The 22,779-nt window shown below is 61.9% G+C and carries 20 protein-coding genes and 1 pseudogene; 3 read left to right on the top strand and 18 right to left on the bottom strand.

Annotated elements, in window-relative coordinates:
* Nucleotides 1–123 precede the first annotated feature (123 nt).
* Nucleotides 124–225: pseudogene (locus tag JYA75_RS10705) on the top strand (dTDP-4-dehydrorhamnose 3,5-epimerase family protein); the annotation flags it as partial.
* 67 nt (nucleotides 226–292) lie between these two features.
* Here JYA75_RS10705 and JYA75_RS10700 read toward each other — a convergent pair.
* From JYA75_RS10700 to JYA75_RS10660, 9 genes are all read right to left on the bottom strand, one after another.
* Nucleotides 293–1,462 (bottom strand): hypothetical protein, encoded by a 1,170-nt coding sequence (locus JYA75_RS10700; RefSeq protein ID WP_203330001.1) that lies wholly within the window; start codon nucleotides 1,460–1,462, stop codon nucleotides 293–295.
* Between the two features lie 133 nt (nucleotides 1,463–1,595).
* A complete protein-coding gene (locus tag JYA75_RS10695; protein ID WP_203330000.1) occupies nucleotides 1,596–2,858 on the bottom strand; it encodes a polysaccharide pyruvyl transferase family protein in 1,263 nt (420 codons plus the stop codon).
* Nucleotides 2,839–4,146 carry a hypothetical protein gene (locus JYA75_RS10690; RefSeq protein ID WP_203329999.1) on the bottom strand — a complete coding sequence of 436 codons (1,308 nt, stop codon included), beginning with the start codon at nucleotides 4,144–4,146 and terminating at the stop codon, nucleotides 2,839–2,841. The genes JYA75_RS10695 and JYA75_RS10690 overlap by 20 nt, the downstream gene beginning before the upstream one ends.
* Before the next feature lies 1 nt (nucleotide 4,147).
* A complete protein-coding gene (locus JYA75_RS10685; protein ID WP_161995315.1) occupies nucleotides 4,148–4,735 on the bottom strand; it encodes a hypothetical protein in 588 nt (195 codons plus the stop codon).
* A gap of 837 nt (nucleotides 4,736–5,572) precedes the next feature.
* Nucleotides 5,573–6,766 carry an acylneuraminate cytidylyltransferase gene (locus JYA75_RS10680; RefSeq protein ID WP_203329998.1) on the bottom strand — a complete coding sequence of 398 codons (1,194 nt, stop codon included), beginning with the start codon at nucleotides 6,764–6,766 and terminating at the stop codon, nucleotides 5,573–5,575.
* Nucleotides 6,767–6,812: 46 nt separating this feature from the next.
* Nucleotides 6,813–7,946 (bottom strand): glycosyltransferase, encoded by a 1,134-nt coding sequence (locus JYA75_RS10675; RefSeq protein WP_203329997.1) that lies wholly within the window; start codon nucleotides 7,944–7,946, stop codon nucleotides 6,813–6,815.
* Between the two features lie 6 nt (nucleotides 7,947–7,952).
* A complete protein-coding gene (locus tag JYA75_RS10670; RefSeq protein ID WP_161995312.1) occupies nucleotides 7,953–8,453 on the bottom strand; it encodes a glycosyltransferase in 501 nt (166 codons plus the stop codon).
* 536 nt (nucleotides 8,454–8,989) lie between these two features.
* Nucleotides 8,990–9,889 (bottom strand): N-acetylneuraminate synthase family protein, encoded by a 900-nt coding sequence (locus JYA75_RS10665; protein WP_203329996.1) that lies wholly within the window; start codon nucleotides 9,887–9,889, stop codon nucleotides 8,990–8,992.
* A gap of 131 nt (nucleotides 9,890–10,020) precedes the next feature.
* A complete protein-coding gene (locus JYA75_RS10660; RefSeq protein WP_239010570.1) occupies nucleotides 10,021–11,562 on the bottom strand; it encodes a sugar transferase in 1,542 nt (513 codons plus the stop codon).
* Nucleotides 11,563–12,365: 803 nt separating this feature from the next.
* Here JYA75_RS10660 and JYA75_RS10655 point away from each other — a divergent pair.
* Nucleotides 12,366–13,310, top strand: coding sequence for a UTP--glucose-1-phosphate uridylyltransferase (locus JYA75_RS10655; protein WP_203329995.1), 945 nt, complete (start codon nucleotides 12,366–12,368; stop codon nucleotides 13,308–13,310).
* Nucleotides 13,311–13,341: 31 nt separating this feature from the next.
* On the opposite strand, the gene JYA75_RS10650 is transcribed toward JYA75_RS10655, so the two are convergent.
* The 9 genes from JYA75_RS10650 to JYA75_RS10610 all read right to left on the bottom strand — a co-directional run bounded on the left by JYA75_RS10650 (nucleotide 13,342) and on the right by JYA75_RS10610 (nucleotide 20,662).
* Nucleotides 13,342–14,661, bottom strand: coding sequence for a UDP-glucose/GDP-mannose dehydrogenase family protein (locus JYA75_RS10650; protein ID WP_043797029.1), 1,320 nt, complete (start codon nucleotides 14,659–14,661; stop codon nucleotides 13,342–13,344).
* 93 nt (nucleotides 14,662–14,754) lie between these two features.
* Nucleotides 14,755–16,002, bottom strand: coding sequence for a mannose-6-phosphate isomerase, class I (gene manA, locus JYA75_RS10645; RefSeq protein ID WP_050035770.1), 1,248 nt, complete (start codon nucleotides 16,000–16,002; stop codon nucleotides 14,755–14,757).
* Nucleotides 16,003–16,044: 42 nt separating this feature from the next.
* Complete coding sequence (locus JYA75_RS10640; RefSeq protein WP_203329994.1) at nucleotides 16,045–17,124, bottom strand: NDP-sugar synthase; 1,080 nt, start codon at nucleotides 17,122–17,124, stop codon at nucleotides 16,045–16,047.
* 115 nt (nucleotides 17,125–17,239) lie between these two features.
* Nucleotides 17,240–17,887, bottom strand: coding sequence for a hypothetical protein (locus JYA75_RS10635; protein ID WP_203329993.1), 648 nt, complete (start codon nucleotides 17,885–17,887; stop codon nucleotides 17,240–17,242).
* Between the two features lie 408 nt (nucleotides 17,888–18,295).
* The gene (locus JYA75_RS10630; RefSeq protein WP_144415044.1) at nucleotides 18,296–18,520 is read right to left on the bottom strand and encodes a hypothetical protein; all 225 of its coding nucleotides are present in this window, start codon (nucleotides 18,518–18,520) and stop codon (nucleotides 18,296–18,298) included.
* A 257-nt stretch (nucleotides 18,521–18,777) separates the two neighbouring features.
* Complete coding sequence (locus tag JYA75_RS10625) at nucleotides 18,778–19,632, bottom strand: hypothetical protein (protein WP_043797022.1); 855 nt, start codon at nucleotides 19,630–19,632, stop codon at nucleotides 18,778–18,780.
* A gap of 23 nt (nucleotides 19,633–19,655) precedes the next feature.
* On the bottom strand, nucleotides 19,656–19,808 hold the full coding sequence (locus JYA75_RS10620) for a hypothetical protein (protein WP_157127564.1): 153 nt from the start codon (nucleotides 19,806–19,808) through the stop codon (nucleotides 19,656–19,658).
* 162 nt (nucleotides 19,809–19,970) lie between these two features.
* Complete coding sequence (locus tag JYA75_RS10615; RefSeq protein ID WP_203329992.1) at nucleotides 19,971–20,276, bottom strand: SelT/SelW/SelH family protein; 306 nt, start codon at nucleotides 20,274–20,276, stop codon at nucleotides 19,971–19,973.
* Nucleotides 20,277–20,500: 224 nt separating this feature from the next.
* Nucleotides 20,501–20,662: a hypothetical protein gene (locus tag JYA75_RS10610; RefSeq protein WP_168580011.1), complete on the bottom strand. Its 162-nt coding sequence runs from the start codon at nucleotides 20,660–20,662 to the stop codon at nucleotides 20,501–20,503.
* A 132-nt stretch (nucleotides 20,663–20,794) separates the two neighbouring features.
* Here JYA75_RS10610 and JYA75_RS10605 point away from each other — a divergent pair, with 132 nt between their 5' ends.
* A complete protein-coding gene (locus JYA75_RS10605) occupies nucleotides 20,795–22,768 on the top strand; it encodes a hypothetical protein (protein ID WP_203329991.1) in 1,974 nt (657 codons plus the stop codon).
* Nucleotides 22,769–22,779: the final 11 nt, after the last annotated feature.

The raw sequence follows: 22,779 nt of genomic DNA, 5'->3' as shown, positions 1-22,779 counted from the left end.
CGCAGCTCACAGACGTGAGCCGTCGATCATCCCGAAAACGTGAGCCAACTCGGGACGCACCGTCTCTACCTGCACAGATACGCGGGACCACCCCGAGAACCGGCTCACCTGGTGCAACTCAGGCTCGACGTCGTCGTCGACCTGCGCGTCGGCTCGCCCACCTTCGGGCAGTGGGACGCGGTGCTGCTCGACGACGTCGACCGCCGCGCGATCTTCCTTCTAGATCCGATTCTACTTTGCTAGCGCCGATTCAACCCTCTGCCCTGGTGAACCTGGTTCAAATAACAACACATCACGAACCCAAGGCGGTCTTAAAATCCCGAGATCCGATACGAGCCTGCGGGTTGAGACGCTGACCTTCCAAACCGCCAGAGTGGAACCCATTCGCACAACCGCTTACCTCAAGTCTGCACAGCCTGATCGTAGCCAGCAAGAACGCAATCAGCACCCACAGCCACGGTCGCCCAAACGCATTATTGAACTGCATCACTCCAGGTAGGAGGGCTAGTGCAACCCACGGCCCCCATACAGTAGGGACGCCGAAACCTGCCCCCACTCGCCGTGGCAAATACCACGAGACCATCCACGCCCATACCAAGAAAAATACCAAGCCTCCGACGCCGAACTTCCAGTAGAAATCAAACGACAGGACATTACTCGTCGTCGGAACCACTCGATTACGCACCACGTCGAACACTTTCACAAACTCAGAGCCAAACGGAGAGAAATCACCACCGTTCGCAAGCCTGATTGCAAAGATGTCCAACTGGCGCGTATCAAGGGACGTTATCTGACGAACCCTCTGCCCCGCACTCACCGATCTGTAAACGAAAAGTCCGGAGAACACGCTGAAGCCAGCAACGAGTGCGAGCGCAGCAGGTTTTGCCCAACGCCTGAGGGCCGGAATTGATACTAATGCCAAGCTCACAGCAATCATCAACGCCGACCGAGTGAAGATTGCCAGAACCAACGCAGCGAGCAAGACAGAGCACCACCGCAGTCCCATCGCCACCGCGCCAGCGAGAATCAGCACCGAAAAAAGTGCCACCCAGGTCGGCTCATTGAATAGCAGTACCGGACGCGGCAGACCAAAAAGTCGGACCCCCATGCTGGCGCTACGCGCCGGAAAAAGGGCCACCTGGATCAGACACCCCAGGGCTAGCGCAACTGTCACCACACGAACGACCGTCCTGAGCTGAGAAGACGAAAGCGAGCAAAACAACCCATACGCCAGCAGGAACAGCGCGCCATTCGCAAAGAGCTGAAGGAAATACCCCGTACGGCTACCCGAACCGAACAACATAACCGCCGGCATACCAACTGCCACGCCGACTACCAGCAACAAGAAGACGGAACCAAACAGCGGCCGAGCACCGCGAGTCCCCATAACAATCATCGGGAACATTATGAAGCACAAGATGTGAGCAAAATAGAACGAATACCCGCCATATCCAATGACCACTCGTTCAGTCGTACTTCCCACAATGAGAAGAACGCATAATGTCACATTCAGGCCACTTACAGGACTGGCACGAGAGAAATCTCCATTAGACGACCTGGCCCAATCTAACGTTCTGGTAGTCATCGTCATAAGTTCACCTGCCCGCCGACTCAGATCTACGTCCTAAACTGCGAGTCGGGTACACACTCGAATCAAGGTTTTGAACGAGGAAATCTTCCGGGTCTCCGAAAGAGCTCGGATATTTCCACACTGAATCGCCATTCATTCCCACGCGTAAGGATTCAAGCTTCTGCAGGTCACCGACCACTTCAACCGAATTTCCCGCAATCAGCCCAGCTAAGCCAGGGTGAAATCTCATTGTGAAGACGGTTCCGCACTCCATCAATCGCCGAAACGGCGCTGTGCAGCTTCTCCATCCGCCAATAAACCTCAAGGCTTCAGTGTCACCGCCCATGTCCGCGTAAACAGAAGCCAAGTCCTTCAGGACCGCACCGTCACTCCAATGAAACTCGAACAGTTCTAACCTCAGGCCATTGCGGCTCCAATCCACCATCCGAACCGCAATAGCACGAAGGTCCTCCTGCCGAAGCGTCTCCTGCGAGTCTCTAGCACGCTCAAAACTCGGCCACCGATACCTATCCAGTAGCACGATGCCAACGGTTCTTGGACGGCGCTTACAAGCCGGTGCCATATGATAAAAGAGACTACTGGCGGGGTCACGTACAAGGACGGCATCTATGCCATTAGCCGCCAGCACATCCACACTCTTCTGATCGCGCACAGAAATCCCTCTTGCCATCGAAAGCGCCTTACAAACTCCTCGGGAAACCCACCTATCCGAATAAAGTACAGGCGACACGCCGATACCGTGCACCAGAACGGTGTAGCCCAGGATCCTTGCTATGAGAAGCTTGCCGCAATATTCCAACACCAACCGATGAACATTGACATCGTCCATCTTTCCCTCAAGCAACCCTCCGCCCCCCAGGATCGCCACATCGAGACTCGATCCAGCACGCGGAATCGATCTCCAGGTCTCGATCAACCCCGCGAACCCGTCACCGCAGAAGTGCATTTGAGCTCCAGGAACGTCCGCCTCAAGGAGGTCAAAATCAGGCCTCCTACCGATCACTCTCACGGAGTCAAAATTCAGCGCACGAGCAGACTCGACAATACTCACAGCAACAATATCGTCGCCAAAGTTCGAATTTCCATATGCACCAATCAGCACCAGCGATCGCCGCGGTGCAGGGGTATCTGCACTAGATTTGCGCGAGCCCGTTCGGCGTTTACTAATCATGAAGGCGCCAGGCCTGGTCCAGGAAAGGGCGATGCAAAACAGCGCCAATGAAAAAACACGGATTCTACGCACGATGTCAGTGACGAGTGAGGACATCGAATACTCCGTCCAGCAGTGAAAGAAGATTGTTCTCCTCAAGCCGAAGTGGGGTAAATTGACCACTCCATGAATACTCCTCCATCCGCGCAATCAAACCATGAACTGCATTCTGGTCTGGGACGCTCCCAACGGCCTTCGTGATAGATTCCGAAATAAGTCTAGGATCACGAACATCCATTGTAATGCCATAGCCGCCGTAGAAGGGGCTTCCGTAGCACACAACAGGCTTTCCTAACTTGAGAGCTTCGAATCCAAGCGTCGAGGCAAGCGTGAATACCACATCACAGCCATTGATCGCATCCACATAGCTTGTTTGCGGATTCAGGAATCCGATGTTCGGAATATCTCTGATCTCTCGCAATAACAGTTGATGGTGCGCCTCAAGGTGATGAGGATGGGGCTTTATCCAGAGCCGATAGCCCGGCGGCAGTGTCGAAGCGACGTACTTCAAGAGGTGCACCTGAGGCACGGCATGTCGTTCGCGAACGGCAACCTGAAAGTCTCGCTCGTCGTGCATCGGATATAGCACATTCACGCCATCCGCCTCTCCAAAAGTCGCCGGCGAAGGAATACGCGACAGAATGGCGGACTTTACACCGCTTATCGACTTGCGCTCATACCAAGTTCGCGGGTAAATTCCTGCATCGCGAATCTTAGTTTCGTAAAGACGAACAAGGGCGTCCCATTTCGAGTCCTGTAGATGGCTTCTGAACGTAGCCCGCGAGACCGCCGCTGCTCGACTCACCCTCGAAGCGCTGCCCGACGGCTTGTAGCCGACCTCCCCCGGAGGTGGAACAAAGGGCGCCGACATCGAAGGGAGTAGCACGAAGCGCTCATCAAGCGGAATAGCGTTAAAGTACAGTGAAACGCAATTGAAGTGCCTACCTAGGGCTTCGAACACAACTCGAGTCGTCTCACCTCCAACGGCAGAGACAATCACGTTCGGACCCCAACTCCGGAAGATGAATTCGCCCGTTGAAATTATTCGAAGTACGTGACGTCGCTTCGCAGCGGCCGTCGCGAAGTGCCAGTCCCGGTCAAAATCCGCCGCCATGCCAGGGTCCGGAAATCCGAGTTGAACCGCGAGCGAAGTATCGAATTGCGAGGTCGAAATATCCTTTGACATCGCGTGAATCGAATCAACGCCACATCCAGATAGCCTGGGAAGCCACGTCACAACGCGACATTCATACCCCTCTTCCCGCATACGTTCAGCCAAAAATCGATAGCCCTGAACTTCCGTTTCACCAACGGCGACAAACAACACCTTACGCTGTTGGACCATTTCACTTTCCTCCCCATGAGGCTCGGGACGACGCCCCCATGCGCAATGCGCGAGGGGCGCCATTATGTACTGGCACCGAACGACCTTCCCGCCGGGACGTGAACCACTGTTGCGAAGCCGCTATCACGAGATAGGATGTCGTTTGAACCAATGCATAGACGATCGTTTCGCTCGGCCGTGATATCGCAATGAACATAGCTGCTATTGCAGTTACTGCAATAAACTGCGTCGAGAGCGCTCCTAACGTGCCGACCGCCAATGATCGTTGACGCCAAGAGGAAAGATATAGCCGCGCGATTGCCCCGAGTAAGAGCACCAGCGATATTTCGATGGAGAACGAATATCCGTCATTAGCGAACTCACCCAATACCGTCGGCAATAGAATCAGCGCCGGAATAGACACTGCGAGTAGACTTGCGGTTGACCATAGGAATGGACCGAGCGGGCGGGTGGCGCCATCCAATAGACGGTTCGCAGAGAAAGTAATAACAGTGACCGCAACTGTAAAAGCAGACTCGATAACCGTCGATGATATTGAGAACTCCGCCATGGCAGTTTCGCCGAGATTGAGGCCCAGCAAATATCGCACCACAAAAACTAGGAGCCACGGCCCTACCAATGTTGGAATCGTTCTAATCCCGTCTAAAAACAACCGCCGAGGGCGCCCATACACTGGAGGCAGTGAATTCACACGAGCGTCTGGTCCGGTTCGGTCCGAAAGCCGCCAAGCTCCGGCCATGACGAGACCTGCCGATAGGAAACACCCCGCAGCCCAAGAAATCAATATTGCCGGCACGCTGGACCAGTTCATAAGATAAGGAATGCACATCGTCCATGTCAGAGCCGAGTTCACCCAAAGCAAGGATGCAGCTGCGGTCGCACGGTACCCAGCCCCGAGTAGGAGCTGGGAGGAAAATATCGCGCACCCAATTCCGTGGCAGACAATTGCTACCGCAAATGCCGAGATTGCCAGTTCCGTACTTGATTTCACGAACGGGCGGAGGACTGCGTACAATCCCACAACGGTCGGCAAGAAGGTGAGACCGCACGCCGTCAATCCTCGGATTATTCCAAAGTGGATATACTGTGTGCCGCTGTTTCTAACGATCTTCTGTAGATGAAGCGGAATGCCAAGGATGACCACCATTGGAAGCAGGCTTGAGACGGTCGTCAGCAGGTTAAGCAGCCCGTACTGTTCGGGTTCCAGCAGCCTGACCATCATGACAAACCGCACGGCAGTGAGCACCGCTAGGATCGACGCACTTCCCACGGACACAAGCAGCGGCCGCTTCCCTGTCTCCATACTGAGAACCCAGGGGGGCGCGACTAGGCGAGATGTCGCCATCACCCGAATACCAGGATTTTCGCGAGGTGGTCGCGCTCCCTCAGTCTTCACGTCGAGTCCCTCCAATCTGCAACGACGGGGTTACGAAGGCTGAATGAAGAGTTGCCCCATGGAAGATGACTCAGAGTGGATCCCGGCTGCCATGAGTAGATCACCGAGCTCCCGGAGAGCCCCGTGGCCACCTCGCTTCTTGAGGACGTGGCGTGCAACCCGCACGACGTCCGGCGCGGCGTCCGCCACAGCAATCGGCCACCCTACGTAGTTCATACACGCCAGATCGTTCACATCATTTCCGACATATGCGACCTTCTGTGGAGGAATCCCCAGCGCACTAATCCACTCGATAACGGCCGGTAGTTTGTTGTCGACGCCCTGGCGTACGTCTACTCTCAACTTTTCCGCTCGTCGGGAGACCACGGGATTTCTTTCCTTGGACAGGATGAGAATCGGTAGGCCGGCGTCGCGCAACATACTGATACCCATTCCATCGGACCGACTGACCTTCACATGTTCGCGGCCGTCCTCGCAGACGTACGCGGTGTCGTCAGTATGGACCCCATCGAAGTCGGTAACCAGCGCCGCTATCCCGGACAGATCGCCGATACTGCTGGCGTCCAGGTGAGCAAGGGATTCGGCAATCCTAAGGTCCACTTCCGTATCAATCTCAATTGCCGTCCACTCCGGAACCTCAAAGCCGACCGTTCTATCCATGAATCGCTGCCGACGCCTTCGAAATTTCTCCGTCCTCATTACGTAGAACGCTCCGGTCTCGGCGTATTCAATTCCGAGATCCTGTCGACGCTTCCTTGGACCTCCGATATGGTTTACGCCGACAAGTGCGCCATCGTGTTCCCTCCAAATAAAGCGGTGAGATTCCGCGACTGATAGCACCGTATCTGCACCGTGCTCATGCAGCCTACCGATCGCGTCGTCAAGGTCATTCGCTCGAATGAACGGACTAGTGCACTGTACAAACACGGTCGTAGAGGGCAACAGGCAATTGCGCTGTTCTAACTCGTCCAACGCATGGAGGAGCGCTGCCTCTGAACTTGCAATGTCCGATGCCAGTTCTTGAGGACGCATGATGACGGTTGCACCTGATTGACGCGACACCGAGGCGATCTCTTCGTCATCAGTTGAGACAACTACAAGCTTGATGCTTGCTGTTGCATTACAGACGTCGACTGCACGGGCTACAAGTTCACGCCCGCCGATTCGACGAAGGTTCTTTCTTAGAATCCCTTTTGACCCGCCGCGAGCGGGGATGATGGCCACCGCCGATCCCGTAGCGATGGTGTGTCCATCCGAAATTCCGCCCATATCAACGCCTCGCTGCGTGCATGCCTGAAGTGGAGGCTGCGATCGCCGAGGCCAGTGTGGCTTCGTACGAGGCACATACCTGCTCCCAGCCAAAGGACTCCGCTGCTCGCCGTTGAGCTGCCTCGCCGTACGCTTCTTGGCGTACGTTGTTCTTCAGTAGGTTGAGGACCGCCGAGGCGATGTCGCTCGGGTTTGGGGAGCAAAATTCGCCTGCAGCGCCGAGCACATGCCTATTGAAGGGGGTGTCCCGCGCGACGATCGGCGCACCACACGCCATAGCCTGAACGAGTGCTGGATTCGTTCCACCTACGCTGTGGCCATGGAAGTAAGCCCCCGCGTTTCTCCATAACGAGAAGAGCCTCAGATCATCACTGACATGGCCCATCCAGCGAACTCGCGGGTTCGTGTCGACAAGGGCTTGAACCTCATCCTCGATCGCCCCGCCATACCCTGAGGACCCAACGATCACGACGTCATAATTGCGACTGATCTCACGCGCTGCCTCAAGGAACTCAGGCACCGTATTCTCCGGAACGAATCGTGCGACGAGCAGAGCATACGCACCTCTTTCAAGGCCGTCGACCGGACCGAGATCACCTACTACGTCGCCTCCGTACGGTATGTAAGTGCCACTTCGGCCAAAGTCGCGCTCCCAGCGTCGCTGAATTTCAGGCGAGTCGTAGACAAGGTGATCGGCAAACTTGGCAGTCATCGTCGCGCCAATCCGAAATATAGACTTTGCCGCGGCCCCCCATTTGGCTCGCTCCCACTCGATTCCATCCACATTGAGCACAGATGGGATATTCGCGGCTTTCAGCATCGGAAGCCAATAACCGTTGGCTACATTCATGATTAGCGCAACATCGGGTTTCCTAGCGAGTGCTGATGCGGTCGACGAGAGGCCATATGTCAGCGTACTGAGGGACTTGGTCTCGATGCCCCAGGTATTAAGTACATTCACTCGTGGATCCCGCTCAGAGGCCTTGGTGGCCGCCGCGGCCGCCCGTCCGTACACAGTCACCGACCATCCACTGCCGGCTAGGTAGGGAGCCAATCGCCGTACCAACGTTTCGAAGCCACCGTAATAGCTTGGGTATCCTCTTGTCCCGATGATTGCGACGGAACGGGTCACCATTTTCTCCTAGCGAGTATTGAAAATACGGTTATTATCGGAACGGACGTGGCTGGGCGAGCGAAGAAGGTCCACAATCGGGCGCCAGCTATCATCGACAGCCTTCACGTACGCCGCATGTGTTTGCGTATCGTGGTGGTTAGCTACAGCAGCTATCGTATGCGGCCAGGAATCGCTATTATTGACGAGACCCGGATAGTCTGCCCCTAGCAGTCTTGTCAAGAACTCCGTTCTTTCACCGACTACAGAAACTCCGCGTTCTACTGCCCGTACCGCGATGCCACTCTGCCAGTATTTCCGATACGGTATGACAACCACGTCACTGTCGTCCAGGGCACGGTCGAGATCGTCTTCACTCACAAAGCGATCGGTAACGCGCCAACCGTCAATATGAGGCCATCCACGTCCAATGATCTGGAGATCGTATTCCTCGGGCGAAAGAGTCTCGGCAATTTCGCGCAAAACGTCGACATTCCGCGAGGGTTTGAATTGTCCCAGCACGGAGACCACGCCCCGACGACCGGGCAATATTTCCCTCGCTGGCGGTGATGTACTCAGGACCGGGTGCAGTGCTATGCGAGGTCTAGTCCCTATAACCTGCACCGCCGCATTTGCGGCGCTTTCCGTGTGGCAGAGCCATTCGACGCGCATTGACCGTTTAGCGACAGCATTCCAGAATCGTCCGGTTAGGAATTGCCGGCGTATCGGGACCGGGTCGTGCGATATCTCAAGAATCCTAGATCGACTCCGTGACCATAACGACCCATCGAGCCATCCGAACGCTGGCCAGATCACGATAGTGGGTAGATCCGAACGTGAGATCTCCCGCGCCTGGCGGATATGCGACAATCCACGTACGACTATGCTCCGAGAAGAGTCAATTGGAACCCGACTGTCGACCTGCGTAACCTCGACCTGAAGCCTCGCCAGAGTGTCGGATAGTTCGGAGGCGTAGTGCGCCAGCGTCGTCGGTAGGCAATTGAAAACGCGAACCTTCATGGCGCTAGCCTGGTGGGTCATCTTCACTCCGACCGGTCGTGCCACCTTCAGACTGCGAAGGAGCTTTCGTTAACTGGGGTCCACTTGAGTTTCTTTCGGGTGGCGATCTCCACGTCCAGCAGTTCCTCCTCCTTGTAACGAAGCGAGGCCGAGACGTGCTTCAGATCCCGTTTTAGGCGCCGGAGCCCGTCGGGTTCAAGGGAAGCCGAGTGGTCTGTTCCCTTGGCGGTGCGGTCTAGGGTGAAATGGCGCTCAACGGTGGTCGCCCCAAGGGTCATGGCCGCAACATCGGCGGCTATTCCAAGGTGATGGCCAGAGAAGCCGACACCGGACAGCTCGGATCCGTACGTATCCTTTAGGCGCTTGACCTCCATCAGCGCGAGCTGATCAAAGGGAACCGGATATCCGGAAGTACACGCATACAACACGACATCGTCGATGCGGCCTTTCGCTCGCAAGAAGTCAACGATCCGTTCTTCCTCCTCCCTCGTGGTCATACCAAGAGAAATGTGGATTTTTCCGCCGTATTCATCAGTCAGCACAGAAAGGACGTCAAAGTTGAGGTTGGTCGCGGACGGAACCTTTATGAATTCGGGGTTGATACTTGCAACCTGCTTCGCCGACGGGACATCCCACACTGAAGTCGAGTAAACGACGCCTTCCTTCCTGCAGTGTTCAGCCAATTCAACGTGCTGTTCTATCGTGAATTCAAGAAACTCTCGGTGGGCACCATATGTCTCGCCGAAGCTGTGCATCGGATTCGGATGCGGCGCGTTGTACTCTTCCTCGGAGAAAAGAACCTTGTTGTCTCGCTTTTGAAATTTGACGGCATCAATCTCGCAGAAGTTTGCCGCGACGGAGATCATCTTCTTTGCGATCTCCAGGTCACCGGCATGATTGCAGCCGATTTCGGCAATGACGAATGGCACAATCGGATTTTGAGACACGACTACCTCCTGGCAGGTGTGGACATGCGCCCAGGTTATTGGAACGCGAACTGATTAATGTAGGTTGCGGCAGCGCTTGTTGTGGTATTCCACTTGATTCCGCATCGGCAAGTTGATCGATCGATGAGGACTCAGTAGGCGCCCTCACCGGCAATAACTGCCTTCACTGTCTTCGCGATTATCAATATATCGCTAACCATCGACCAGTTCTCGACATATGACAGGTCCAGGCGAACCGATTCGTCCCACGAAAGGTCCGAACGCCCACTCACCTGCCATAGCCCTGTCACGCCCGGCCTCACCAAAAGGCGCCGGCGTATCATGCCATCGTAGTTCTCAACCTCTCTACGCAGCGGAGGCCGAGGACCTACGACACTCATTTCCCGACGTACAACGTTGATGAATTGGGGGAGTTCGTCAATGCTATACCGGCGAATAAATCTGCCAACGCGCGTGATTCGCGGATCCTCCCGCATCTTGAAGAGAAGTCCGGCACCCTCGTTCTGCTTTATAAGAGCCGTTACTTGCTGGTCGGCGTCCATGACCATGGAGCGGAACTTGATCATGCCGAAGGGCTGACCGTCCAGACCAATACGTTCGGAACGGTAGAACACCGGTCCCTTGCTGTCCAACTTGATTGCCACGGCAACAACTGCGAAGACGGGAGCTAGCAAGAGGAGCGCAATGGTTGCGAAGATCAGATCAAATGCGCGCTTTCCGCTCCGCTTGGCGCCGTGGTAACTCGGCTTCTCCACGTGTATGAGGGGCAAGCCAGCAACGGGACGCATTTCCATGCGTGGGCCGGCGACGTCGACGACGCCGGTGGCAACCACGAGATCCGCCTCGTAGGGTTCGAGGTCCCAGACCAAGTCGCGGATTCCCTCGTGTCCGAGCGTTTCGGTTGCCGTCACGACGACCGTGTCCGCGCCCGACTCGGCCAGGGCGCCGACGACCGATCGTTCGTCGCCGTAGATGGCGATCCGGTTTCCCTCCACCTCGATGGACTCACCGCGAGCGCCGGCATAGCGCGGAACGCAGACACCGACAACCCGATAGCCATCGGAGGCCTCGCGCTGGAAGGTCCTCGTCATGAGGCGTACCGCGTGCTCCCCTCCAACCACGAGGACGGACGTCTGGAACTCGCCGCGGCTCCGCTTCTGTGCCACTACGCGGCGCCAGATCCATCGGCTGAAGATCAACATGATGAGCCCGGCCGGCAGAGCGATGGCGAGATAGCCCCGCGCCAAGTCGAGCTTGAAGACCAGCGACACAATCGCGACAGCACCGAAAAGCCTTAGTGTTCCAGCAATCACGCGCTGATATTCTTCGTATCCACTGCCGATGACACGGCGCGACCGCGTGCGGAAGAGTACGAGAGTCCCGATCCACGCAACGGCGAGGCAGGCCGACACGACGGCGTAGTTCAACTCACTGAACGATGTAGCCGCGAGCAAATCCGCCTCCCCGAAGCGCACGACGTGCGCAAGGACGACGGCCAACACGACGATGACATTGTCGGTCCAGAAGAGGCGCTCGACGTACGCGCTCTGCCACGACCATCGAGTGTGGCCGGAGCGGTCTCCGACCGGAAAGGCGTCGTGCCTCGCCGGCACTTCCCTGGTGGAGTCGACCGCGGCTTGCGCCCGGTCCGACTGACCCACTGCTGCTTTCATTCTGTTCCCTCCCCGAGCCCGATACGGGCGTGGTGCCCATATCGATGCGATCACCTCAGGCGGAACATGCGTATGCCTTCGACGGTATGCGAATACCTCCCCGTACCGCACACATCTCAAACCTGCGCTTGCCCTCGGTAAGGAACATCTTGGGGCATTCGGCAACGACTTGCATCTCGACGGGTACACGACTGGGACTTGCAATCACGCCCCTTGACCAGCGAAGTTTCACTACTTCTCAGTAACTTCTCAGCAAGTAGCAGGTCAAGCGGTATGTTCCAGCCAGAAGCGTTCCAGCTGTTCGAATGTGGGCGCTTCAGCGTTACGGTGTGAAACATCACATACCAACCGATGCCTCGCCCGGAAATGTGGACAGTTGGACGCACGACCAGTTTGTTCGAACGTGCAGACACTAGGCGGCATACGTTGATACAGAACCTGTAATTGCCGCGCAAGTTTTCGGATCCCGGGACGGCGGTTCCTATGCATATTCACCGGCATGCCGGTGCAGACCGGAACCGTGCAGGACGTCCGACGCCGGCGACATGACTTGACGTGGAGGAACCTTCGATGAACGTTCGGGGGCGTTCTCGTCCACAGCTCCGCCGTCGCATACAAGCAACTACGAATGTCGCGAATCTCGATCGATGAGTCTAAACTCTGCACAATCGCGCATTCCTGCGGCAACTCTCCCACACCGCGACAGTTCGGCGCGTACCTATTCCGACCGACATTCCTGATGGCGCGGGTACGTCCTACCGATGAGTATCCGATTTGCCCCAATCGAGAGACGAGGTGTCGCCATGGGCGAATTGATCGCCGAGAACCCGAGCGTCTTCAAGACTGCGGTCGTGCCGGCTGCCGGCATGGGCACGCGGTTCCTCCCCGCAACCAAGACGGTGCCCAAGGAGCTCCTGCCCGTCGTGGACACCCCCGGCATCGAACTGGTCGCCTCGGAGGCTGCCGAGTCGGGTGCGGGCCGCCTGGTCATCGTCACCGCGCCGGGCAAGGCCGGCGTTGTCGCGCACTTCGTCGAGGACCTGGTCCTCGAGAATCACCTGGCGGCGAAGGGCAAGCATCACCTGCTCGAAAAGGTGCGCAAGGCACCGAGATTGCTCGACGTCGAATCCGTCGTTCAAGCCGAGCCGCTCGGTCTCGGACATGCGGTTGGTTGCGCTGAGCAGGCCCTCGACGACGACGAGGACGCGATTGCGGTCCTCCTTCCCGACGATCTCGTCCAGCCCTGCGGCGTCCTCGAGGTCATGGCCCGTGTGCGTGCCGAGCGCGGCGGCAGCGTCCTGTGCGCCATCGACGTGCCGAAAGCCCAGGTCAGTTCGTACGGCGTCTTCGAAGTCCAGGAGGTTCCCGGCGTCGCGAACCCGGATGTGATGAAGGTTCTCGGCATGGTCGAGAAGCCGAAGCTCGAGGACGCGCCGTCCACCCTCGCCGCAGCCGGCCGTTACCTGCTCGACCGCGCGATCTTCGATGCGCTGCGCCGTGTAAAGCCCGGCGTGGGCGGGGAACTGCAGCTCACCGATGCCATCTCGCTGCTGACCGACGAGGGCCACCCTGTACACGTCGTCGTCCACCGCGGCTCGCGGCACGACCTCGGCAATCCCGGCGGTTACCTGCGTGCGTGCGTCGACTCGGCCCTGGCGAGCCCGGAGTACGGCCCGATGCTGCGATCCTGGCTGACGGACCGGCTCAAGCAGATCGATCCGGACGCTGCGACCGGCGCCCTGCAGTAGGACCTGGCCGCCGGCGGACGTGGTTACTCCGTCATCGGCCCATGCCGCGGTAGCGCCAGCCGTGGGAACGCCAGCGCTGCGCGTCGAGGCAGTTGCGCCCGTCCAGAACGGTGCGCGCCCGAACTGCTGCGCTGATCTCCTCCGGATCCAGTTCTTTGAAGTCTTGCCACTCGGTGAGTACCAGTACAGCGTCGGCACCTCGGCATGCCTCGGGGATGTCCGCCGCGTAGGTGAGGGTGGGGAACAGCCGTCGAGAGTTCTCCATTGCTTTCGGATCGAAGACCGTCACCGCTGCTCCCTGCAATTGGAGCTGTCCCGCCACGTTGAGAGCTGGGGAGTCCCGAACGTCGTCGGAGTCGGGCTTGAAGGCCGCGCCCAAGACTGCGATCCGGGCGCCCAGGAGCGATCCGCCGCAGGCTTCTTTCGTCATCTCGACCATCGTGGTGCGGCGCCCCATGTTGATGCCGTCCACCTCCCGGAGCAGGTGCAGAACGTTGTTGGCACCAAGCTCGCCGGCCCGCGCCATGAACGCCCGGATATCCTTCGGCAAGCACCCACCTCCGAATCCGAGGCCGGCATTGAGGAATCGCCGCCCGATCCGGGCGTCGTAGCCGAGCGCATCGGCCAGCTCGACCACATCTGCGCCACTCGCTTCGCAGACCTGTGCGACGGCGTTGATGAACGAGATCTTTGTTGCCAAGAATGCGTTCGCAGCAGCCTTCACGAGTTCGGCCGTGGCAATGTTCGTGACCAGGAAGGGCACGCCCTCCGCGATCTGGCATGCGTAGAAGTCACGCAGTGTCGCTTCGGCTCGCCCGCCGCGACTGGGGTCGACCCCGACGACCAGCCGATCCGGGGCGAGAGTGTCCTGTACCGCGTACCCCTCGCGAAGGAACTCGGGGTTCCACGCCACCTCGACGTCGTCGCCGGCCGGTGCGGCGCTCCTGGCACGCTCTGCCAGTTGCTCGGCTGTTCCGACCGGCACCGTCGACTTCCCGACGATCAGCGTCGGACGGGTCAGGAGCGGGGCGAGCGCGTCGACGACCGCATGCAGCTGGGACAGATCCGCGGCGAATTCGCCGCTCTTCTGTGGGGTGCCGACACCGATGAAGTGGATGTCCGCAAAGTCTGCCGCCTCGGCGTAGGACGTGGTGAAACGAAGCCGTCCGCATTCGAGGTTTCGTCGCAATACCTCGGAAAGGCCGGGCTCGAAGAAGGGCACCTCCCCTGCCTCCAGCTTCGCGATCTTCCCGGGGTCGATGTCGACGCCCAGGACGTCATGCCCCAGTTCTGCCATGCATGCGGCGTGAGTGGCGCCCAGGTATCCCGTGCCGAAGACTGTGCAACGCATTCTCCCAGAGGTACTCAGCGGGCGTGTTCAGCACACCGATGCACGCTGAGTACTGAACCAACAATGTGTGAAGAGTTGGCGCTGTCGGCCCACTCAGGTCGACTCCGACGGAACTGGCAGTGTTGCCGCGAACACCGTCGCGTGAGGACTCCTGGCCTGTACAACGAGTTCGGGGTCCGAGCCCGGAACCCACGCCGCTTCCCCCCGCTCGAGGTTCAGTATCTGATCGCTACACCGCAGCTGAGCTGATCCCTCCACGCAGAGCAGGATCCGTGACGCCGGGCCACCGAATGCAGCAGAGGTCGGTCTCGAAGTACCCGATAGATCCAATTCGGCGCGCACCAACTCGAACTCGCGCACCGGCGGTGCGTACAGGCATTCGTCCCTGTCGATGCGTGCACGTACCCATGGCACGTCCACCGATCCGAAGTCGAGCACGCGCAGCAGTTCCGGCACGTCCACGTGCTTGGACGTGAGCCCGCCGCGGAGCACGTTGTCCGAGTTCGCCATGATCTCCACGGCTGTGCCCCGCAGGTATGCGTGGAGGTTGCCCGCCGGCAGGAACAATGCGTCGCCCGGTTCCATGCTCACCCGGTTGAGCAGGAGCGACGCGATGACGCCCGGGTCCTCGGCGTAGGCCCGGCCTAGGTCGAGGGCGGTGCGTGCGGCAACGGTGAACTCGTCGTCCGAGCCGGCCCGCGCCGCCAGGTAGCGCTCGCACCCGGCCAGAACGGCGTCCGTCAACGCGACGAGAGACTTGGTCGGCAGCGTCATCCACGCGGTGAACAGGGCGCGCAGCCCCGTCGCGTCGAGGTGGTCGCCCAACTCCGACGCGTAGGGAGTCAGTTCGGGGACGCTCAGGTCACGAAGGAACTCGACCGTCTCGGTCGGGGCCCGAAAGCCGGCCAGCGCCTCGAAACGGCTCAGCGCCACGACCATCTCGGGCTTGTGGTTGTCGTCCCGATAGTTGCGGTGCGGTGCGCCCAATGGAATTCCGGCGTCGTTCTCCCGCGCGAACCCCTCCCGAGCCTGCGCCCGGCTCGGATGCGCCTGCAACGAGAGCGGCTGCTCGGCCGCGAGGACTTTCAACAGGAACGGCAGCCGGCCGTCGAATTCTCGGGCACATTCCGATCCGAGCTGGCCTTCGGGATCGCGAGCAATGAGATCGAGCAGAGACACGGTGGTGCCGTCTTCGTCCACCACGGCCGGGGCCGCCGGATGGGCACCGAGCCACAATTCGGCTTCGGGTTCCTCGGTGGGCGCAGGCCGGCCGGTCAGCTCGGCCAGCGCGGTGTGCGAACCCCACGAATAGTTGCGAACGGCCCCGCGAAGCGGATACATCGAGCTCCTCCCCGGAACCGGATCAGCTTGTCCTACATGTCTCTACACGTCGGTGGAGAACCGGACCCCGCCGTCCGGCAGGACGACTCCCGGCCACACCCGCGCGCCGCGTAGCAGTTCACAGCGGGCTCCGACCTCGGCGCCGTCGCCGATCACGGCGTCACGAACCAGAGCACGCGGCCCGATCCGGGCACCGAATCCCACGATCGAGCGCTCCACCACCGCTCCCGCGTCGATGCGTGCGCCGTCGAACACCGCGACTCCGTCGAGCCGGGCTCCGCCACCGACCACGACGTCGCGGCCGACCACGGTTCCGCCGATCAGCATCGCCCCGGGGGCGACGCGGGCTGTCGGGTGTATGCGGGCCTCGCCGCGCTCACCGTCGAGCGCCGGCAACGGCGCAATTCCCCGGACCAGGTCGGCCGAGCCCTTGACGAAGTCGTCCGGCGTCCCCATGTCACGCCAATACGCGGCGTCGACGTGGCCGAACACGCGGGCGCCGTCGACGAGCAGCGCCGGGAATACCTCCCGCTCCACCGAGACGGGACGTCCGGCCGGGATCTTCTCGATCCACTCGCGACGGAAGACGTAGCAGCCGGCGTTGATCTGATCGGTCGGCGGATCCTGTGTCTTCTCCAGGAACGCCGTGACCCGTCCGTCCGCGTCGGTGGGCACGCATCCGAAGGCGCGTGGATCGGCGACGCGCACCAGGTGCAGCGTCACGTCGGCGTGGTTGACCTCGTGCGTGTGCAGGATCTCGCGCAGGTCGCTGCCGCCGAGAACGTCGCCGTTGAACACCATGACGTTGTCGGAGCGCAGGTGGGGCAGCACGTTGCGGATGCCGCCGCCGGTGCCGAGCGGCTCGGTCTCGGTGACGTACTCGATCTCCAGCCCGATGCTCTCGCCGCTACCGAAGCACTCCTCGAACACCTCGGCCTTGAACGACGTACCGAGCACCACGTGGGTGATGCCCGCGCTCCTGATCCGCGCGAGCAGATGCGTCAGAAAGGGCAGTCCCGCCGTGGGCAGCATCGGTTTGGGCGCCGACAGCGTCAGGGGCCGCAGACGCGTTCCCTTGCCTCCCACCAGGACCACCGCATCGGTCACGGCTCCTCCGCCCATGTCCCTCCCCTATCGAGCGCGCGCCCGGCGCGACCGTGCGCGAATGCAACTGTCACTGCCGCGAAGCACGCGGCGGCGGCATCCCGGGTGGGATGCCGCCTGCGCGTGCCGAAGGTCAGCTCTGCGAGAGGTCCGGCAGCTGATCGCCGAAGAGATCGATCACGAGACCGATCAGCTCTTCGGGGGTGTCGATGACGTCGTCGGTCTCGGGCGCGGCGTCCGCCTGCGGAACGGTCCCCTCCGACTTGGTCGGGGCGGACTGCGCGGCCGGGGCCGCGGGTGCGGGAGCGGCGCCGTCGCCGGCGACGTTCACGACGATCGGGTTCTGGAACGGCGCGCCGGACTTCAGGCCGACGTTGTCCCACTGGGTGCCGGCGGCGTCCTGGCAACCCCAGTACACGTAGTAGGTGCCGGCCGCGATGGGCTGCGGGCCCTGGGAGACGGGTTGGCCGTCCTGGACGAAGGTGATGGCGGAGGTGCTGGTGTTCTCGACGGAGAACTTCGAGCCGGGCGCCTGTGCATCGGCGCGGCCCGACGGATCGGCGGCGTCGAGCCCGCTCTGCTTGGTCGACACATAGGTCACGCAGGTGACACCGCCGGCGACGTCCACCCCGGCGAAGTCGAAATCGACGGTGATCGAGCCGGGCGTGCCCGACGCCCCTACGGACGGGTTACCTGCCGCGACCGCGGTCCCCGGCACGCACAGCGCCAGCGCTCCCACCCCGACAACGGCCACAGCGGTCTTCTTCAGAACGGATTGCATCAAAGCTCCCTCGAATACGGCGTTTTCCGCGGAAGTCGCGGCATGCACTTCGACCCCCCGGTCGGAATGTTCCGAAACACCGTAACCCGAGGCGGCCTCAACTGCGAGTTGGTCGGTCTGTTTCGAGCGGCGCCGCCCGCGCCTACACGCCGCGCCTCCAATCTGCACTCTCGGTGTCGTTTCAGCGGACTATTCCAGTCCACGTCCGTCGCCGCGGACGAAACGATGGACTCGGTCGGCATCGTTCAGGGTTCGACGGATGGACATCGTCTTGCGCCTGGTGGTCCTGTGGGCAGCGCTGTCGGTGCTGATCGCGGTTGTGGCCGGTGATGCTGTCCGGCTCCGGGAGGAACGGTCCCGCCCGACGCGCGCCGGGATTGTGCACGAAGCTGCCGCGGCTCCCGGTCCCTACTCGGCCACGGTGAGGCGCGTCGACTCGGCAGCGCCGATCACCGCGCCCGACGTGGGAAGCGGAACGAGCGCGCACTGGCTGGACCCGGACGTGAGGGCACACAGCGCGGCGGGAAGAACGTAAGGAAGCAGATCGGTACTTCCGGTGTCCGCACTTGCGGTGGCCGGCACGGCGACCGTGATCGCGGCACAGCCCAGGATGCCGGCGAGAAGACGCTTCACGAAGACCTCGATTCGAAGAGGAAGGACCTGACGGTCCATTAAATCGGGCAAATCGCCAAAACATTACGTCTGCGAAATAGCGCTGCTCGAGAGATCGGTACCCGCCGTGCGCTCGCCGGGCTCCTATCCGTGCCCGGTTTGGTCCACCGGCGCCGCTGCGGAACGCAGGAAGCCAGCCGGCACGGTGTACTGATCCACGGGACCGATACCCGGATAGTCCACGGTGCGGCCCCACCCGCAGTGCTCGGCCCTCGACGTCACGGCGTAGGAGCTCGCTCCCGCGAGAAGAAGACCGGAACCACGAGAACGACGATCAGGCCCACCCCGGCCAGGACAGCAGACCACGCATTCAAACGACCTTCCCGCTCCTCGAATTCGACACTCTGTTGCGCGGATTCCGCTATCGCCTTGTTTCTCTCGAGAACCGACCGCCGAAATTCGTCCACTTGGATGAGGAACAGTTCGACCGCTCGGGGTTGCAGATCCGGGTCTGTCGCGGCCGGCACGGCCGGTGGGGTGGGCATGGCAGGAACTTCGGGAGGGCGCGGACTGCTGACGAAGGGTGCGACGATGAAGACGAGTCCCACCGCCAGACTGAGCACACTCGCTTGAATGAAGTACCGCCGCTGCCCCGTCGCTCGATTGACCCACTCCATGAAGAAGATCAACCTCTGCATCTGGTGATTGTGCAGGGTGCCCGTCGGAGGGTGCAGCGTCGAGCGACTCGCAGGCATGAGGAAGGCCAGATAGAACCCGGAAAAGGCGACGGCCATACCCAGAAAGAGCGGGGCAAAGACCCCGCGCAGGGGTAGCGAATTATCGGTCACCGAAAACGACACACCCAACACGCCGATATAGATGGTTCCGATGGCAGCGGCGGCGGTCTGCACGAACTTCGCACTGTCTCGACTTCGCTCGAAACCGCCCTTCGATGCGTCGTACAGGTTCTCCTGGAACAGCTTCCGCAGTTCGTACTCGGCAGCCCAGCCGGCCATCTGAAAGTCGGTCGTCGCCTTGTCGAGCGCGGCGCTGCGCTCCGCCTCCTCCGCACGCTCCGCCTCCAGCCGGAGTCTCTCGAGTTCCTGCGAGCGCCTCGCGGCAGGGCTCCACATTCGCACCAGTGCGACCGCGGATCTCAATCCGCGTCCTCGGGCGACTTGGACGGCATCACGTAGCTGTCCGGAATTCCCCACGCCCGCCCCTGGCAGTGCATATGCACGTCGCCTTGGAACTCCTCGGCCGGAAAGAACTCGTTCTCGACCTCGCACCACTTCCGACCGACAGGCATGGCCCGAGTGTGCTCCGAAATCTGTGGACCGATGTTGCACAGCCGCAACGAGTGGGTATCGATACAGAGCACCGCATGCGGACGAAGCCCGATACACGAGCACGACTGGAAACCGGCCGGGCAGTTCTGCCGGTACCGGCGCCGGATACGGCCGTAGAAATCCTATTCCTGCGCCCGGTGCGCGGCGTCCGCGTGCCCCAGATCCCGCTCCGGATCCACGACGTCCCGCACCCGTTGCTTGAGCGGGACGATGTCGGGAAACCCACCGTCGGTCTTGCGGTCCCACACCACCCGATCACCGGCCGTGACGACGAAGATGCCGCCGGTGCCGGGGACGAGCGCGACCTCGCCCAGATCCGTGCCGAAGGTGTTGAGCAGCTCCTGCGCCATCCAGCCGGCGCGCAGCAGCCAGTTGCACTGTGTGCAGTACGTGATGGTGATGCGGGGTGCGGTGCGCGGCTCGGTCACCGCCCGAGCGTATCGGTCGGTACGCCGCCCGAAAGGGGTGAGGCCCCGCCGATCGTGGTGGCGAAACGGCGGGGCCTCAGCGCGGGCCGGCGATGGGGGGTTACCGGCCTGCGAGCGTCGCCTTCGCAGGGGGGACAGGAAGGCGACACAGGAACACTAGTCCTCAAGATCGTTACTCGCGAGTACAAACACTAAAGCGCTGGTCAAAAGCATGTAAAGCGATGTCAGGGCTGGTTGGTGTGACGTTCGCTCTCGCGCTCGGCGCGCTGGATCTCGACGAGGGATTCCTCCATGTCGGCCACGCGCAGCACCTTGCCCAGCACCAGACCGATCGCCACCGAGACGAGCAGCCAGGCGCCCAGAACCGCCGCAACCCACCACCACATACCCACAGTGTGTACGAACTTGGTCGCCGATGGGTAACGCGCGGAGGACTGTGAGCGATATTGCGTCCACGCTATCGCGGCCGTGTCGCACTTGTCCCACATTTCGTACCGAACAACCGTAAAGTCCCCGATGTGCCGACCCAGACAATTCGCCGCGCCGGACACGCCATCCTCGTTCCCGCCCTGGCCGCGCTGACCGTGCTCGCCGCGGGCCCTGCCGCCGCGCAGGACCCCGTCGCGCCGCCCGGCGACATCGTCTTCGGCACGCAGACGCTGGGATTCGGCGACACGGTTGCCTTCCGCGGCCACAGCGACACCGCGACCCTCACCGTCCCGGTGCCGGACGGGCTGCGGCCCGCCGCGCTCGACGCGACGGTGCAGCTGCCCGCCAACGTCGCCCGCGGCTGGATCGACGTCCAGTCGCAGGGGCTACTGCTCGCCCGCATCGACCTGCCCGCCGCCGGAACTCTGGTGCCGGTCTCGCTGCCCCTGGATGCTGCGCCGATCGCGGACCGCGCCGTCACCGTCACCCTGACCCTTCACCTGCTGCCGTTCGACGGGATCTGCCCCGAGGACTGGACGGATCGCTCGGTGGTGCTGCGCGACGGACGCGTCCGCTACACCGGGGCGGCGACCCCGCCGGCCGTGGTCGCCGACTTCCTGCCGCCGATCCTCGAGTCGCTGGAGCTGGCGCTGCCCGCCGACCCCACCCCCGCCGAGTCGGCCACCGCTCTCGATCTCACCGCGGCCGTCACCGCCCAGTACACGGGCCGGCCGCTGCGGGTGACGGTGCAGACCCTGCCCGGTGACGACGCGGTGCCGCCCGCCCCGGCCGGGCCGTTCACCCGGCAGATCGCGATCGTCGAGACCGACGGCGACGGTGCCGCCACCCTGGTCCAGGTGCCCGGCGGCGGTCCGGCGCTCGCGGTCACCGGCGACGCCGACGCCCTGCGCAACCAGGCCCGCCTCATCACGAGCGACATCTCGTCGGTCGCGGTGGCCTCGGCGGCGACGGTCGGCACGCTGGGCCGGCCGCCGCGGCTGTCCCCCGACGCGACGACGCTCGCCGAACTGGGCCTCGGCGCCCTCACCGACACCGGCGTCGGCGTGGTGGAGGTGCCGCTCGGCATCGACCAGACCCGTCTGGGACGGCCGTCCCACAATCTGCGGATCAACCTGCAGGGCTCCTACACCCCGCTGCCCACAACCGAGGGCGGCCTGGTGTCGGTGACGGTCGGCGACACCGTCGTCGACTCGTGGCCCGCCGACGCGTCCGGCCGTCTCGATCGGTGGATCACGGTGCCGGACAACGTTCTCGGACGGACCACCGACGTAGTGGTGTCCCTGCGCGCCACCGGCGGCACCCACCAGTGCGGCCTGCAGCAGCCGATGACGCTGACCGTCGACGCCGGCAGCCGCGTCACCACCGAGCCCGCCGACCCGCCGCTGCCCGGGGGCTTCCGGTCGCTGCCGCAGGCGCTGCTGCCGAAGGTGAACGTCGCCGCCACCGAGGCCGGGATCGCCGACACCGCCCGGGCCGTCGCGCTCGTGGCCGGGCTGCAGAGCCTGACCTCGGTGCCGCTCGATCCCGAATGGGTGAGCGTCGACGAGGCCGCCACCGGCGGCACCCCCGCCATCGTCGTCGCCGCCGACGGCCGCGTCCCCGACACCCTGGAACTGCCGCTCGCCGGGACGCAGGGCCGCACCCTCGACCTCCTCGACCCGGCCACCGGGAACGCCACCACCGTCACCTTCCCCACCGACATCGAGTTCGCGTCGCTGCAGGTGGCGCGCGACGGCGACCGCACGGTCCTCGTCGCCGCCGCCACCGAGGTGCCCGCCGAACTCGACCGCACCCTCGGCTGGCTCGCCGCGACCCCGCAACGCTGGGCCGACCTCGACGGCGACGTGCTGTTCACCACCGCCGACCGCGACCCGGTCGAACTCGCGCTCACCGACCCGGCCGCCGAGCCCGGCACCCAGGAGTCGCTGGGCCGGACGACGGGCTGGGTGCTCGCCGGTGGCCTCGCCCTGCTGGCCGTGGGGCTCGTCGCCGCGGGCGTCACGGCCCTGCGATGGCGTCGCGGCCGGCCGCGCCCGCTCTGATCGGATGTCGC

It is taken from the genome of Rhodococcus sp. PSBB066 (genome assembly GCF_017068255.1).
Lineage (GTDB): Bacteria > Actinomycetota > Actinomycetes > Mycobacteriales > Mycobacteriaceae > Rhodococcus > Rhodococcus aetherivorans.
Note: the sequence above shows the minus strand (reverse complement) of the source record. Positions and strands in the feature narration are given on the sequence as shown.